Annotated in this window: 13 protein-coding genes; 10 read left to right on the top strand and 3 right to left on the bottom strand. The window is 69.9% G+C overall.

The window, feature by feature from the left end; genetic code table 11:
• Positions 1-18: 18 nt before the first annotated feature.
• On the top strand, positions 19-924 hold the full coding sequence (locus AACL56_RS27555) for a LysR family transcriptional regulator (RefSeq protein ID WP_339095255.1): 906 nt from the start codon (positions 19-21) through the stop codon (positions 922-924).
• Between the two features lie 55 nt (positions 925-979).
• Positions 980-2,233: an NRAMP family divalent metal transporter gene (locus AACL56_RS27550; RefSeq protein ID WP_339093164.1), complete on the top strand. Its 1,254-nt coding sequence runs from the start codon at positions 980-982 to the stop codon at positions 2,231-2,233.
• A gap of 61 nt (positions 2,234-2,294) precedes the next feature.
• Here AACL56_RS27550 and AACL56_RS27545 read toward each other — a convergent pair whose 3' ends face one another.
• Both AACL56_RS27545 and AACL56_RS27540 read right to left on the bottom strand, forming a co-directional pair.
• Entirely contained in the window at positions 2,295-3,401 is a 1,107-nt protein-coding gene (locus tag AACL56_RS27545; RefSeq protein WP_339093163.1) for an ABC transporter ATP-binding protein, read from the bottom strand.
• 40 nt (positions 3,402-3,441) lie between these two features.
• Positions 3,442-4,194, bottom strand: coding sequence for a FadR/GntR family transcriptional regulator (locus AACL56_RS27540; RefSeq protein ID WP_339093162.1), 753 nt, complete (start codon positions 4,192-4,194; stop codon positions 3,442-3,444).
• 136 nt (positions 4,195-4,330) lie between these two features.
• On the opposite strand from AACL56_RS27540, the gene AACL56_RS27535 reads away from it, so the two are divergent.
• The 8 genes from AACL56_RS27535 to AACL56_RS27500 all read left to right on the top strand — a co-directional run bounded on the left by AACL56_RS27535 (position 4,331) and on the right by AACL56_RS27500 (position 13,002).
• Positions 4,331-5,710, top strand: coding sequence for an ABC transporter substrate-binding protein (locus tag AACL56_RS27535; protein ID WP_339093161.1), 1,380 nt, complete (start codon positions 4,331-4,333; stop codon positions 5,708-5,710).
• A gap of 13 nt (positions 5,711-5,723) precedes the next feature.
• Positions 5,724-6,620, top strand: a complete 897-nt coding sequence (locus AACL56_RS27530) for a carbohydrate ABC transporter permease (protein WP_339093160.1) — start codon at positions 5,724-5,726, stop codon at positions 6,618-6,620.
• Positions 6,617-7,465 (top strand): carbohydrate ABC transporter permease, encoded by an 849-nt coding sequence (locus AACL56_RS27525; RefSeq protein ID WP_339093159.1) that lies wholly within the window; start codon positions 6,617-6,619, stop codon positions 7,463-7,465. The genes AACL56_RS27530 and AACL56_RS27525 overlap by 4 nt, the downstream gene beginning before the upstream one ends.
• Before the next feature lie 4 nt (positions 7,466-7,469).
• A complete protein-coding gene (locus tag AACL56_RS27520) occupies positions 7,470-8,297 on the top strand; it encodes a shikimate dehydrogenase family protein (RefSeq protein ID WP_339093158.1) in 828 nt (275 codons plus the stop codon).
• 21 nt (positions 8,298-8,318) lie between these two features.
• On the top strand, positions 8,319-9,302 hold the full coding sequence (locus AACL56_RS27515) for a Bug family tripartite tricarboxylate transporter substrate binding protein (protein WP_339093157.1): 984 nt from the start codon (positions 8,319-8,321) through the stop codon (positions 9,300-9,302).
• Between the two features lie 27 nt (positions 9,303-9,329).
• Positions 9,330-10,148, top strand: a complete 819-nt coding sequence (locus tag AACL56_RS27510; protein WP_339093156.1) for an HpcH/HpaI aldolase family protein — start codon at positions 9,330-9,332, stop codon at positions 10,146-10,148.
• Positions 10,149-10,199: 51 nt separating this feature from the next.
• Complete coding sequence (gene araD / locus AACL56_RS27505; RefSeq protein WP_339093155.1) at positions 10,200-11,969, top strand: L-arabinonate dehydratase; 1,770 nt, start codon at positions 10,200-10,202, stop codon at positions 11,967-11,969.
• A gap of 253 nt (positions 11,970-12,222) precedes the next feature.
• Entirely contained in the window at positions 12,223-13,002 is a 780-nt protein-coding gene (locus AACL56_RS27500) for a sulfite exporter TauE/SafE family protein (RefSeq protein ID WP_339093154.1), read from the top strand.
• Positions 13,003-13,023: 21 nt separating this feature from the next.
• Here the strand turns inward: AACL56_RS27500 and AACL56_RS27495 are convergent, their stop codons facing one another.
• Positions 13,024-14,190 (bottom strand): mandelate racemase/muconate lactonizing enzyme family protein, encoded by a 1,167-nt coding sequence (locus AACL56_RS27495; RefSeq protein WP_339093153.1) that lies wholly within the window; start codon positions 14,188-14,190, stop codon positions 13,024-13,026.
• Between the last annotated feature and the right edge of the window lie 26 nt (positions 14,191-14,216).

Raw genomic sequence — 14,216 nt, 5'->3', positions numbered from 1 at the left:
CTAAGCAATATGAATGGCATGCATATGGAAACGCTCGACCTCAATCTGCTGCGCCTGTTCGACGCGGTCTACCGCGAACGCAACGTGAGCCGCGCGGCGGAGTCGCTGGGCCTCACGCAGCCGGCGGCCAGCCACGGGCTGGGGCGGCTGCGGCTGCTGCTGGCCGACGCGCTCTTCACCCGCGCTCCCGGCGGCGTGGCGCCCACGCCGCGCGCCGACCGGCTGGCGGTGGCGGTGCAGGCGGCATTGAGCACGCTGGAGGAGGCGCTGCACGAGTCCGACCACTTCGAACCGCTGGTGTCGCGCAAGGCCTTCCGCATCCACATGAGCGACATCGGCGAAGGCCGGTTCCTGCCGGCGCTGATGGCGCGGCTGCGCGAGCTGGCGCCGGGCGTGCGGCTCGAGACCATGCCGCTGGCGCCGGGCGACATCGCCACCGCGCTGGACAGCGGCAAGGTCGACTTCGCCTTCGGCTTCCTGCCGCGCGTGAAGGACACCCAGCGCGCCCAGTTGCTGCGGGACCGCTACATCGTGCTGCTGCGCCACGACCACCCCTTCGTGAAGCGCCGGCGCAGCGGCCAGGCGCTGCTCGAGGCGCTGCAGGAGCTCGACTACGTGGCCGTGCGCACCCATGCCGACACGCTGCGCATCCTGCAGCTGCTGAACCTCGAGGACCGGCTGCGGCTGACGACCGAGCACTTCATGGTCCTGCCCGCCATCGTGCGCGCCACCGACCTGGCGGTGGTGATGCCGCGCAACATCGCGCGCGGCTTCGCGGCCGAGGGCGGCTATGCCATCGTCGAGCCGCCGTTCCCGCTGCGCGACTTCACCGTGTCGCTGCACTGGAGCAAGCGCTTCGAGGCCGATCCGGGCAACCGGTGGCTGCGGCAGGTGATCGTGGCGCTGTTCTCCGAGCGGCAATGAAGTTGCGCGCAGTTCATGTGGAGGTCAGGCTCGGCATGCCACCATCCGCGCGCACATGAAAAAACGAATTCCCTCCTTCCTGCGCCACGTGGGCCCCGGCGTCGTCACCGGCGCGGCCGACGACGACCCGTCGGGCATCGCCACCTACACGCAGGCCGGCGCCCAGTTCGGCACCGGTCTGCTGTGGACGGTGTTCCTGTCGCTGCCTTTCATGGTGGCCATCCAGCTGGTGTCGGCGCGCATCGGCCGGGTCACGGGCAAGGGCGTGGCGGCCAACCTGCGCGAGCACATGCCGCGCGGCCTGCTGGTCGCGCTGGTGGCGCTGCTGGTGGTGGCCAACACCATCAACATCGCCGCGGACATCGCGGCGATGGGCGAGGCGCTGCAACTGGTGGCGGGCGGCGGGGCGCACTTCCATGCGCTGGTCTTCGGCGTGGTCACGGTGCTGCTGCAGGTGTTCGTGCCGTACCGCAAGCTGGCCCACATCCTCAAATGGCTGACGCTCACGCTCTTCGCCTACGTGGCGGCGGTGTTCGTGGTGCAGGTGGAGTGGCGCCACGTGCTGCACGACCTGGTGGTGCCGAAGCTGCAGTGGAACGGCGACTACTGGATGATGATCGTCGCGCTGCTGGGCACCACCATCTCGCCCTACCTGTTCTTCTGGCAGGCCTCGCAGGAAGTGGAGGAGCTGCGCCTGAAGGGCGGGCGGCGCGGCACCGACGAGCAGGTGCGCCACGACCTGAAGCGCGTGCGGATCGACACCTGGGTGGGCATGACCTTCTCCAACCTCATCGCCTTCTTCGTGATGGTGGTGGGCGCGTCGGTGCTGTACGCGGCCGGCGTGCACGACGTGACCTCCGCCGCGCAGGCCGCCGAGGCGCTGCGCCCGCTGGCCGGCGACTTCGCCTTCTGGCTCTTTGCCGGCGGCATCATCGCGACCGGCCTGCTGGCGGTGCCGGTGCTGGCCTCGTCGGCGGCCTATGCGGTGGCCGAGGCCTTCGGCTGGGAGGAAGGGCTGGAGCGGCACTGGCGCGAGGCCAAGGAGTTCTACGCCATCATCGCGGTAGCCACGCTGGTGGGCACCGCGCTCGACTTCACGCCCATCGATCCGATGAAGGCGCTCTACTGGAGCGCCGTCATCAATGGCGTGGTGGCCGTGCCGATCATGGCCGCCATGATGGTCCTGGTCACGCGCGAGAAGGTCATGGGCGTGTTCACCTCGGCGCGGCGCACGCGCTGGCTCGGCTGGGGCGGCACCGCGCTGATGGGCTTCGCCGCGCTGATGATGGGGTGGGACATGGTGCGCTGAGGGCCAAGGCCTCCGTAGCCCTCGTGGCCCCGACCGCTCCCGCGTTCTTCTTCTTCCCCGCTCAGGCCGCGACCGCTTCCGCTTCGGATTCCCTGCGCAACGCCAGCTCGTTCGCGTCGAAGAAGTGCAGCGCCTCGGGCGAGAGCGACAGTTGCAGGTCGCGCGGCAGCGTGGTCTCCGCGCCGGGCGTCAGCAGCACGAGGTCGCCGAGCGACGAACGCAGATAGCAGAACGCGCGGTCGCCGAGCTGTTCCACGGCCAGTGTCTCGCAGTCGCGCAGCTCGAGCGCCACCTGCCCCGGCTGCGGCGCGCCGATGCGCAGCTGCTCGGCGCGAAAGCCCAGCGTGCGCACCTCGCCGTTCAGCCGCTGCGGCACCTGCAGCGAGGTCGCGCCGATGCGCAGGCGCGTGCCGGCGGCATTCTGCTCGGTGGCGTCCACCCGGAACAGGTTCATGCGCGGCGTGCCGATGAAGCCCGCCACGAACAGGTTGGCCGGCGAGCGGTAGAGCGCCAGCGGCGAGCCGACCTGCTCGATGCGGCCCTTTCGCAGCACCACGATCTGGTCGGCCAGCGTCATGGCCTCCGTCTGGTCGTGCGTCACGTAGACCGCGGTGGCCTTCGACGCCCGCTGCATGCGCGCGATCTCCAGGCGCAGCTTCACGCGCAGCTCGAGGTCGAGGTTCGACAGCGGCTCGTCGTACAGGAACACCTCGGGCCGGCGGATCATGGCGCGGCCCATGGCCACGCGCTGGCGCTGGCCGCCCGAAAGCTGTCGCGGATAGCGGTCGAGCAGCGGCGTGAGCTCGAGGGTGCTGGCGATCTCGTCCACGCTGCGCTGCTGCTCGGCTGCATCGACCTTGGCCATGCGCAGCGGAAAGGCCAGGTTCTGCCGCACCGTCTTGTGCGGGTACAGCGCATAGTTCTGGAACACCAGCGCGCAGCCGCGCTCGGCCGGCGGCACGTCGTTCACCACGCGCCCGCCCACGATCACCTCGCCGCCGCTGGGCGTCTCCAGCCCCGCGATCATGCGCAGCAGCGTCGACTTGCCGCAGCCCGAAGGGCCGAGCAGCACCGTCACCTGGCCGTCGGGCATCGTGAGGTCGAGGCCGGGGATCACCTCGACCTCGCCGAAGCGCTTGCTGATGGATTGAAGCCGGATCTCTGCCATGGTGCGGGGTTCCTGTTCCTTTGTCGGGAGTGCGGTGGGGTCAGGGGGAGGGCGCGGCGGCCGCCCTGGCCACGCCGCGCTGGATGTTCGACTCGGTCAGGCCGAGCAGTTCTTCCATCGCGCGGCGCGCCTCGGCGGGTTTGCGCGCCCAGATCTGGTCGAGCACGGCGCGGTGCAGCGGCAGGCTCTTGCGCGGCGCGCCGGGCTGGCGCGTCGAGAGTTCGAACGAAGTGCGCAGCGCGGCCTCGATGGTGGCGCCGAAGGCCACGAGAAAGGGGTTGCCCGTGGCGCTGAGGATGGCGCGGTGGAACTCCAGGTCGGGCCCGGCATAGGCCACGGCGTCCATGCCGGCCGCGTCCATCATCCGGTAGGCGCGCTCGATGGCCGCAATGGACGCGTCGGGTGCCGAGGCGGCCGCGATCTCGCAGGCCGCGGGCTCGACGATGCGGCGCAGCTGCATCAGGTGCCGCGCCATCTGCGCACGGTCGTTGCCCGACCAGGCCCAGCGCAGCACGTCCTCGTCGAGCATGTTCCATTGGTCGCGCGGAAGCACGCGCGTGCCGGCCTTCTGGCGCGACGCGATCAGGCCCTTGGCCTTGAGCCGGGTCAGCGCCTCGCGCACCGAGGTGCGCGCCACGCCGAGCTGCTCGGCCAGCTCCATTTCCGTCGGCAGCGCCGCGCCGTCCCCCCATTCGCCCGCCACCACGCGGCGGGCCAGCGCCTCGGTCACGGCCAGCGGGCCGCGCCTCGAAACGGCCGGCTGGGCATCGATGTTCTCTTTATGGTCGGACATATTAGTTATGGAAATAAGGTTATCCCAAGTGAATACGCCGTAAATTTCGGGTTTTCCATGAGAAATTGAAATCTATTTGTCTGTCATATTCAAGTCCAGACGCCACACGGATGATCCGGAAGAAAGAGCCACGACCATGAGCCTCATGCCCTCCCTCGACATCAACCCGCAGCGCCGCAGCCTCCTGAAGGCAGCGGCCGCAAGCGTAGCGGTCGGCGCAGGCGGCACGCTGGCATTCCCCGCCATCGCACAGGCCAAGCCCTTCGCCGGCGTGAAGCTGCGCGGCGCGGCCTACCAGCACGGCTTCTTCAACATCCTGCGCAAGTACATCCCCGAGTTCGAGCAGCAGACCGGCATGACGGTCGACCTGCAGCTCTCGGCCTTCCCGGTCTACAACCAGCAGGCCGACCTGGAGCTGTCGTCCGGCGGCAGCGCCTGGGACTTCTGCAACGTCACCTTCATCCTGGCCGCGCGCTGGGTGGCGGCCGGGCTGCTGGCCAACCTGAGCGACTTCGCGGCCGACCGCAAGCTCACGCCCGCCAGCTGGAACCCCGACGACTTCGTGAAGGGCGCGCAGCTGCCCTACCTCGACAAGGCCGGCAAGGCCTACGGCTTCGCCTGGGAGGGCGGGGCGATGCTCATGGGCATCAGCCGCACCGACCTCATGAAGAAGCGCGGCGTCGAAGCGCCCCGGACCTTCGACGAACTCATGAAGGTCGCCGAGGCCATCCACGGCCAGGACGGCGGCAGCGGGCCGGTGACCGGCTTCGTCAGCTCCAACCTGCATCACTGGTTCCTGCCACCTTACGTGCAGGGCTTCGGCGGCGACTTCTTCGTGAACCCGCCCACCGACATCAAGCCCGCGCTCGACTCCGCCGCCTCGGTGCAGGCGACCGAGTTCTATGCCAGGCTGTTGTCCAGGTACAGCCCGCAAGGCGTGCTGGGCTACACCGAAGACCAGGCGCGCGCGGCGCTCATCGGCGGGCGGTCGAACATCTTCATCCACTCCAGCTCGTGGGTCAGCGCGATGCTGACCTCGCCCGACAGCAAGGTGAAGGACACGGCGCGCGTCATGCGCATGCCGGCCGGCCCCAAGGGCGACTTCCCGGCGTCGAACAGCCAGGGCCTGGGCATTCCGAAGAATGCGAAGAACAAGGAAGCCGCCTGGGAGTTCATCAAGTGGACGCTGAGCCCAGAGCTCTGCGCGCGCATCGTGAAGGACACGGGCCACCCGTCGATCTGCCGCCGCTCGGTCATCGAGAGCGCCGAGTACAAGCGCATCAACACCATCAACGGGCAGGACCTGGGCAAGCTCTACCTGGAGGTGCTGGAGCAGCCGGGCAAGACGCACAACTACATGGCCTATCGCACGGTGAAGGAGTTCCCGCTCGTGGGCGACGTGGTCAACAAGGCGGTCGAGCGCGTGGTGTCGGGCCAGCAGCCGGCGGCCGAGTCGATGAAGGCCGCGCAGGACGCCGCGCTCAACGCGCTGCGCCGCGCCGGCGCCAAGGTCTGACGCACGGCCGACGATGCCTGCCGCTTCCTACGAAGGCCAGCGCCGCCGCTTCGTGCGGCTGGCGATCGCACCCAGCCTCGTGTTCCTGCTGGTGGTGGCGGGCCTGCCCACGCTGTTCCTGCTGGTCACCAGCCTCACGCCCGGCGCGCTGGTCAACCCCGGCTCGCTCGGCGACTTCTCGGAGCCGCTGCGCAACTACAAGCTGCTGGGCGGCGACGAGCGCTTCGTCGGCTCGCTCGTTGTGCAGGCGCGGCTGTCGCTCTACACGGTGGTGCTGCAGGTGCTGCTGGGCACGGGGCTCGCGCTGCTGGTGCACTCGGGGCAGGACCGCTGGAAGTCGCTGCGCCACCTGTTCGTGATCCCGATGGTGCTGCCGCCGATCGTGGTGGCGGTGATCTGGAAGCTGGTCTACACGCCCGACATCAGCCCCATCTACCAGGCCGCCCGGGCGCTCGGCTTCGCGCTGCCGGCGCTCACCACGCACGTCGACTTCGCGCTGTGGGCCATTGTGATCGCCGACACCTGGGAATGGGCGCCGTTCACCTTCCTGATGGTGCTGGCCGCGCTGCAGACGCTGCCGGCCGAGTACGTCGAGGCCGCGCGCATGGACGGGGCCGACGCCTGGCGCGTGTTCGGCCACATCGTGCTGCCGTACATCGCCCCGGTGCTGCTGGTGTGCACGCTGTTCCGGCTCATCGACAGCATCAAGGCCTTTCCGCTGATCTTCCTGCTGACCGGCGGCGGCCCCGGTTCGGTGACCGAGGTGACCAACTACTACGCCTACCTGGTGGCCTTCAACTTCGGCGAGCTCGGCTACTCGAGCGCCATCACGGTGGTGCTGCTGGTGGCCACCGTGCTCATCAGCTGGGGCGCGATGCGCCTGAGCCGCAACGCGGGAGCCGCGGAATGACGACTGCAACCTCATCGCCGCGCAAGTCCTCGTGGCGCAAGCGCTGGCCGCTCGCGCGCTGGGCCGTGCCGCTGATCCTGGTGCTCATGCTGCTGCCCTTCCTGTGGCTGCTGCAGATGTCGTTCAAGCCGACGCCGTTCATCCTGGAGTTTCCGCCGCGCGTGTTCTTCATGCCCACGCTGGAGCACTACGTCGGGCTGTGGCAGGCCGGGTTTCCGGAGTCGTTCGTCAACAGCCTGGTCACCAGCATCGTGTCGACGGTGCTGGCGCTGCTGTTCGGCATTCCGGCGGCCTATGCGCTGTCGCGATGGACCGGGCGCGGGCGCTTCGGGCTGGGCCTGGGCATCCTGCTGACGCGCATGGCGCCGCCCATCGCGTTCACCATCCCGTTCTTCCTGGCGTACCGCTGGCTCGGGCTGCTCGACACGCGCACCGGGCTCATCATGATCTACATGACCTTCAACCTGCCGCTGGTCATCTGGATGATGCAGCCCTTCTTCGACGCCGTGCCCGCGTCGCTCGAAGAGGCCGCGCTGATGGACGGCGCCGGCTTCGGCACCGTGTTCCTCGAGATCGTGATGCCGATGGCCACAGCCGGCATCGCGGCCACGGCCATCCTGTGCTTCCTCTATGCGTGGAACGACTTCTTCTTCGCGCTCATCCTCACGCGCACCGATGCCCGCACCGCGCCGGTGGCGGTGGTGAACTTCATGAACTACGAGGGCTGGGAGTGGGGCAAGATCGCCGCCGGCGGCTCGCTGGTGATGGCACCGGTGCTCGTGTTCTCGATGCTGGTGCGGCGCTACCTCGTGAGCGGCCTGACGGCCGGCGCGGTGAAGGGCTGACGCCATGGTGCCCACCGGCCTCAGCGGTGCCACGCGGCTCGTGCCCATCCTTGCGCACCCGGTCGACCATGTGCGCGCGCCGCGCATCTACAACCCGGCCTTCGCGGCCGCCGGCCTCGACTGGTGCCTGGTGCCGATGGGCGTACACCCCGACGACTTCGCGACCACGGTGGCGCAGCTCGCGCGCGTGCGCAACCTGCAGGGACTCAACCTCACCATTCCGCACAAAGCTGCGGCGCATGCGCTGTGCGCGCGGCGCGGGCCCGAGGCGCGGCGCACGGGGGTGGTCAACACCATGCGCATCGACGCCGACGGCCAGTGGTCGGGCGAGAGCTTCGACGGCGTGGGCTTCGTCGAGGCGGCACGTGCGCATGGCGTGCTGGGACTCGAGCGGCCGGACCGGCCGGTGGTGCTGGTGGGCGCGGGCGGCGCGGGCACGGCCATCGCCTTCGCGCTGGCGGCGGCCGGCGTGCGCGAGCTGCATGTGTTCAACCGCGAGCCCGAGCAGGCCGCGCAGGTGGTGGCCGGGCTGCGCAAGGCCTTCCCCGGCATCGATGCGCGCACGCCGCCCGAGGCGGCGCGCGGCGACAGCCTGCGTGCGGCAGGCCTGGCGGTCAACGCCACCTCGCTCGGCCTGCACGAAGGCGACCCGATGCCGTTCGACCCTGCGCAGCTCGCGCCGGACGCGGCGCTGTTCGACATCATCGCCGCGCGCGACACCGAGCTCATGGCCGCGTGCAGCGCGCGCGGGCTGCGTGTGGTCGGCGGCAAACCCATGATCGACCACCAGGTCGCCGCGCAGATCGCGTTCTGGCGCGGCGGCGGTGCATGAACACATGAACCAGGAGACGAGATGAAGAAGTCTGCAACCGCCGCGCTCGCGGCCTGCGTGCTGGCACTGGGCGCAATGCCCGCGCAGGCCCAGCAGAAGGCCGAATACCCGCAAAAGCCCATCGTGCTCGTGGTGCCGCAGCCTGCGGGCGGTGCGGCCGACCAGTTCGCGCGGCCCTTCGGGCAGGCGCTGTCGCAGCGGCTCGGGCAGCCGGTGATCATCGACAACCGGCCGGGCGCCAACGGCAACATCGCGGCCGCCTATGTGGCGCGCAACCAGCCGGCCGACGGCTACACCGTGTTCTTCGGCTCGGTCAGCACGCTGGCCGTGAATCCGCACCTCTACAAGGCCACCGGCTTCGACCCTCTGAAGGACTTCCAGCCCGTCACGCTGACCAACCAGACGCCCAACGTGCTGGTGGTCGGCGCAGGCACGCCCTACAAGACTGTGGCCGACGTGGTCGCCGCCGCCAAGAAGGCGCCCGGCACGCTGAGCTTCGGCTCGGCCGGCAACGGCAACACCATGCACCTCACGGGACTGCAGTTCGAGGCGAAGACCGGCACGCAGCTGATCCATGTGCCCTACAAGGGCGGGCCGGCCGCGCTCAACGACGTGATGGGCGGTCAGATCCCGATGATGTTCCACAACCTCTCGGCCGTGCTGGGCCAGGAGAAGGGCGGCCGCGTGCGCGTGCTGGCCGTGGCCGATACGCAGCGCTCGAAACTGCTGCCCAACGTGCCGACCATGGCGGAGGCGGGCGCGCCCGGCGTGGTGCAGCTCGCCTGGAGCGGCATGCTGGTGCGCAGCGGCACGCCGGCGCCGGTGCTCGAGCGCCTGCACAAGGAAATGGCCGCAATCCTTGCGGACCCGGCGTTCCGCAAGCCGCTGGAAGAACAGGGCTTCGACGTGCTCTCGTCCACGCCGCAGGCCTTCGCCGAGCGCCTGAAGGCCGACTACGCCGCCATGGGCGAGGTCATCAAGGCCGGCAACGTGCAGATCGACTGAACACACACCAAAAGACACAGGACAACCATGCCTTCGCGCAACGCATTCAAGCACGCCCTCGCGGCGAAGACGCCGCAGGTCGGCATCTGGTCGACGCTGCCCGACCCCTACATTTCCGAGCTGCTCGCGGGCGCCGGCTTCGACTGGATCCTGCTCGACGCCGAGCACACTCCCGGCGACCCGACCACCATGCTGCGCCAGCTGCAGGCGGTGCAGGCCGAGCGCGACCGCCCGACCACCGCCGTGGTGCGCCCGCCCTGGAACGATCCGGTGCTGATCAAGCAGTACCTCGACATCGGCGCCCAGACGCTGCTGCTGCCCTTCGTGCAGACGCGCGAGGAGGCGGAGGCCGCCGTGGCCGCCACGCGCTATCCGCCCAACGGCATCCGCGGCATGGGCGGCACGGTGCGCGCCTCGAAGTTCGGCCGCGACGCCCGCTACGTGGCCGAAGCCTCGAACGAGATCTGCGTGCTGGTGCAGGTCGAGACCGCGGAGGCGCTCGAGCAGCTCGAGGACATCGCCAACGTCGATGGCGTCGATGGCGTCTTCATCGGCCCCGGCGACCTGTCGGCCAGCATGGGCGTGGCCGGGCAGGTCAACCACCCGACGGTGCGCGCCGCGGTCGACAAGGCCATCGCGCGCATCCTCGCCTGCGGCAAGGCCCCCGGCATCCTGATGAACGACGAGGCGCGCGCCCAGGAACTGCTCGACCTCGGCGCGCTCTTCGTCGCCGTGGCCAACGACCAGGTGCTGCTGCGCAAGAGCGCGGACGACGTGGCGGCGCGCTTCAAGGCGCGCAGCCTGCCGCCCGCGCCCGCCGCACCCGCCGCGCCCGCGACCTACTGAATCGCCGGCCCTACCGCAGTCCCACGAGACAAAGAAGGAAGAACACACCGCATGTCCAACGAAGGCGTTCGCCTCAAGACCGTCGAGCAACTGCGCAGCCAGCGCTGGTTCGCGAGCGACGACATCCGTGGCTTCGCCCACCGCCAGCGCATGCAGCAGCAGGGCCTTGCGCGCGAGGAGTTCATGGGCCGGCCGGTGATCGGCATCGTCAACACCTGGAGCGAGCTGTCGCCGTGCCACGCGCACCTGCGCGAGCGCGCCGAGGCGGTGAAGCGCGGCGTGCTGCAGGCCGGCGGCTATCCGCTGGAGCTGCCCGCGCTGAGCCTCGGCGAGGTGATGGTCAAGCCCACGACCATGATCTACCGCAATCTGCTGGCCATCGAGTGCGAGGAGCTGCTGCGCAGCCTGCCGATCGACGGCGCGGTGCTCATGGGCGGCTGCGACAAGACCACGCCCGGCCTCATCATGGGCGCGCTGTCGATGGACGTGCCCGCCATCTTCCTGCCGGCCGGACCGATGATGAACGACCGCTACAAGGGCCAGGCCGTGGGCGCGGGCACGCACACCAAGAAGTTCTGGGCCGAGCGCACCATCGGCAACATCGACCAGGCCGAGTGGATCCGCCTGGAGTCGCGCATGACCCGCACGCCGGGCACCTGCAACACCATGGGCACGGCCAGCACGATGACGGCCATCGCCGAGGCCATGGGCCTGTCGCTGCCCGGGGCCATGAGCATCCCGGCGGTCGACTCGGAACACAGCCGCATGGCCTGGCGCTGCGGCGAGCGCATCGTCGCCATGGTGTGGGAAGACCTGAAGCCTTCGCGCATCGTCACCAAGGCCTCGTTCATCAATGCCGTCACCGCCTACATGGCGCTCGGCGGCTCCACCAACGCGGCGGTGCACCTGCCCGCGATGGCGGGGCGCGCGGGCATCGCGCTGGACATCGACGAGCTCGACGCCGTGGCGCGCCGCGTGCCGGTCATCGCCAACCTGTATCCGTCCGGCGAGAAGCTGATGGAGGACTTCCACTACGCGGGCGGCCTGCCCGCGGTGCTGAACAGGATCGCGGCGCACCTCGACCTGTCGGCGCGCACCGTGACCGGCCGCACGCTCGGCGAGGACATCGCGGGCTGGCCTGCGGACGACGATGACGGCAGCACCATCCTCGACCCGGCCACGCCGCTCAAGGAGGGCACGCCGGAGTGCCCCGAGGCCGGCATCGCGCTGGCGGTGCTGCGCGGCAACCTGTGCCCCGACGGCGCGGTCATCAAGCCCTCGGCCGCCACGCCGCAACTGCTGCGCCACACCGGGCGTGCGCTGGTGTTCGACTCGAACGCGGAGATGCTTGCGGCCATGGCCGACGACAACCTCGACTGCGACGCTTCCACCGTGCTGGTGCTGCGCAACGGTGGGCCGGTCGGCGGCCCCGGCATGCCCGAATGGGGCAACCTGCCGATCCCGAAGAAGCTCCTGCGCGAGGGCGTGCGCGACATGCTGCGCATTTCCGATTCGCGCATGAGCGGCACGCACTACGGCACCTGCGTGCTGCACGTGTCGCCCGAGTCGGCCATCGGCGGACCGCTGGCGCTGCTGAAGACCGGCGACACGGTGCGCCTGGACATCGGCGCGCGCAGCCTCGACATGCTGGTGTCCGACGAGGAACTGGCCGCGCGCCGCGCGCAGTGGAAGCCGCCCGCGCAGGCCTACGTGCGCGGCTACACGAAGATCTTCCAGCACGAGGTGACGCAGGCGCACCTGGGCTGCGACTTTGCGAGCCTTGCCGGCAACGCGCCGACGCCGGAACCACCGATCTACTGAACCGCCGCGGCCATCGCCGCGCGGGTGCAACGGGCGCCGCATGCCGGACCCATGTCCGACTGCAAGGCCGGAGTACCGGCGCGCCGGCAGCAGGACGCCCCGCGTTCGGGAGACAATACGCCCCGCGACATCCAGGCCCGCTGGCGGCCTCGTGGGTTGCATCCTTCCTTTTTCACTGCGGCAGGCCAAGGCATCGCCCTGGCCACCGGGCCGCGTCACGCGGCCTCGGCAGCGGCCCATTCACGTATATCCGGTGCAAGCGATTCTTTCCGAAGCCGGCCCCGTGCTGGTCTTCATGGCCTGCGTGGCGCTCGCCACCTACGCCCAGAACCTCACGGGGTTCGCGTTCAGCCTGATCCTTCTGGGCCTGGTGTCGGTGTTCCACATCGCCAGCGTGAGCGACACCGCCAACGCGGCGACCGTGCTGAGCCTCATCAACGCCTGGACCTACTTCCGCGCGCGTCCCGGCGTGGTGCCGTGGCAGCTGATGAAGCCGGCTCTCAACGGCAGCACGGTCGGCGTCATCGTCGGGCTGGTGCTGCTCACCTGGCTCAGCGGCGGCGCCGTGAACTGGCTGCGCGGCCTGCTGGGCGTGTCGATCCTGGGATGCGCGGTGCTGCTGGTGATGCAGGGCCGGCCGCTGCCGGCGGTGTCGGGCCGCATCAGCTTCGCGCTGATCGGCGGGCTCTCGGGCGTGCTGGGCGGACTGTTCTCCAGCTCGGGGCCGCCCATCGTGTTCCACATGTACCGCCAGCCGCTCGACCGCGAACTGGTGCGCCGCGCGCTGCTGCTGATGTTCGCGTTCAACTCGCTGGTGCGGCTGGTGATCGTGGTGCCCACGGGCCACTTCTCTTGGTACTCCGCGCTGCTGGCCGGCTGTGCGATGCCTGTCGTCTATGGCGTGACGCGGCTGCACCACCGGCTGCCCAACAAGCTCAAGCCGCGCACGCTCAAATGGGTGGTGGGCGGCCTGCTGGCCGCCGCGGGCTCCACGCTGCTCGCCAGCGCCTGGGTGGCGATCGCGCAGGGTTGAAGCCCCTGCGGCCGGTGCCGGCTAGATGCCGACCATCGGGATCTCGACGACGTACCCCTTGCATGCCGCCAGGTCCGGCGCTACGCCCAGGCCCGGCGCGTCCGACAGCTGCACCCGGCCGTCGTCGACCGTGAAGTTGGGCACGGCCAGCAGTTCGCGCAGCGGGTTCGGATTGCTGTCGACCTCCACGTAGCCAGGGCCGCCCACGGCGGTCTTGAGGTGCATCGAGGCGACGAGGCCGATGCCGCCGCCCAGCCAGTGCGGGCAATACCACTTGCCCGCTGCCAGCGTCTGCTTCGCCACATCGAGGCAGCCGCTGAAGCCGCCCCACTTGCCCAGGTCGGGCTGGATGATGGCCATGCCCTCGGTCGCGATGAAGTCGCGGTACTGCGCGAAGCCGGCCAGGTTCTCGCCGCCGGCGAGGGTCAGCGGCTGGCGCTCGCTCAGTTCCTTCCAGCGCTGCGCGGGCTGGTCGGCGCGCAGCGGCTCCTCGAGCCACAGCAGGTCGAAGTCCTCCATGCGATGGCCGGCCTTGCAGGCTTCGTCGAAGTCCCAGGCCTGGTTGGCGTCGACCATCATCGTGGCCTCGCTGCCGAGCGCATCGCGCAGGGCGCGCAGGTTGGCCAGGTCGCGCTCTGCGCCGAAGCCCACCTTGAGCTTGAACGCGCGGTAGCCCTCGTCGCGCTTCTGCAGCGCGAGCTTCTCGGGTTCGGTCGGGTTCAGGCCCGACGCATACACCTGCACCGGCCGCGCCTCTTCGCCGCCGAGCACCTGCCACAGCGGCTTGCCCTGGCGGCGCGCGTAGAGGTCCCACAGGGCGGTGTCCACGCCCGCCACGATCTGGTTCAGCGTGCCGTGCTCGCCGGTCTGCAGGGCGAGCACCGCGAAGCGCTTCGTGAGTTCGTCGAAGCATTCGCGCGGATGCGACCACGCGCGGCCGGTGACGGCCGGCCGGCAGTAGGCCAGCGCCATGCGGGCGCGGTGCTCCGCGCCCACCGTCGGAAAGTTGCACCAGATCTCGCCCCAGCCCACCGCGCCGTCGGCATCGGTGAGCCGCACCAGCACCGCCGGCCGGTCGCGCATGACGCCGAAGGAGGTCTGCACCGGCGGATCGGCCGGTGCGCGGAACACGAAGACGTCGAGGCGCTCGACGGTGAAGGCGGCGGAGTCCGGTGCAGTGGAAGTCATGCGCCGATTGTCCCGTGCGCGCTTGT

The organism is Variovorax paradoxus (assembly GCF_902712855.1).
In the GTDB taxonomy this organism is placed as follows: Bacteria; Pseudomonadota; Gammaproteobacteria; order Burkholderiales; family Burkholderiaceae_C; genus Variovorax; species Variovorax paradoxus_Q.
Note: the sequence above shows the minus strand (reverse complement) of the source record. Positions and strands in the feature narration are given on the sequence as shown.

Coding starts and splice junctions, on each gene's coding strand:
- AACL56_RS27530 (WP_339093160.1), top strand. CDS start 5,724: ATGCCTGCCGCTTCCTACGAAGGCCAGCGCCGCCGCTTCGTGCGGCTG.
- AACL56_RS27515 (WP_339093157.1), top strand. CDS start 8,319: ATGAAGAAGTCTGCAACCGCCGCGCTCGCGGCCTGCGTGCTGGCACTG.
- AACL56_RS27525 (WP_339093159.1), top strand. CDS start 6,617: ATGACGACTGCAACCTCATCGCCGCGCAAGTCCTCGTGGCGCAAGCGC.
- AACL56_RS27510 (WP_339093156.1), top strand. CDS start 9,330: ATGCCTTCGCGCAACGCATTCAAGCACGCCCTCGCGGCGAAGACGCCG.
- AACL56_RS27545 (WP_339093163.1), bottom strand. CDS start 3,401: ATGGCAGAGATCCGGCTTCAATCCATCAGCAAGCGCTTCGGCGAGGTC.
- AACL56_RS27555 (WP_339095255.1), top strand. CDS start 19: ATGCATATGGAAACGCTCGACCTCAATCTGCTGCGCCTGTTCGACGCG.
- AACL56_RS27550 (WP_339093164.1), top strand. CDS start 980: ATGAAAAAACGAATTCCCTCCTTCCTGCGCCACGTGGGCCCCGGCGTC.
- AACL56_RS27520 (WP_339093158.1), top strand. CDS start 7,470: ATGGTGCCCACCGGCCTCAGCGGTGCCACGCGGCTCGTGCCCATCCTT.
- araD (WP_339093155.1), top strand. CDS start 10,200: ATGTCCAACGAAGGCGTTCGCCTCAAGACCGTCGAGCAACTGCGCAGC.
- AACL56_RS27540 (WP_339093162.1), bottom strand. CDS start 4,194: ATGTCCGACCATAAAGAGAACATCGATGCCCAGCCGGCCGTTTCGAGG.
- AACL56_RS27495 (WP_339093153.1), bottom strand. CDS start 14,190: ATGACTTCCACTGCACCGGACTCCGCCGCCTTCACCGTCGAGCGCCTC.
- AACL56_RS27535 (WP_339093161.1), top strand. CDS start 4,331: ATGAGCCTCATGCCCTCCCTCGACATCAACCCGCAGCGCCGCAGCCTC.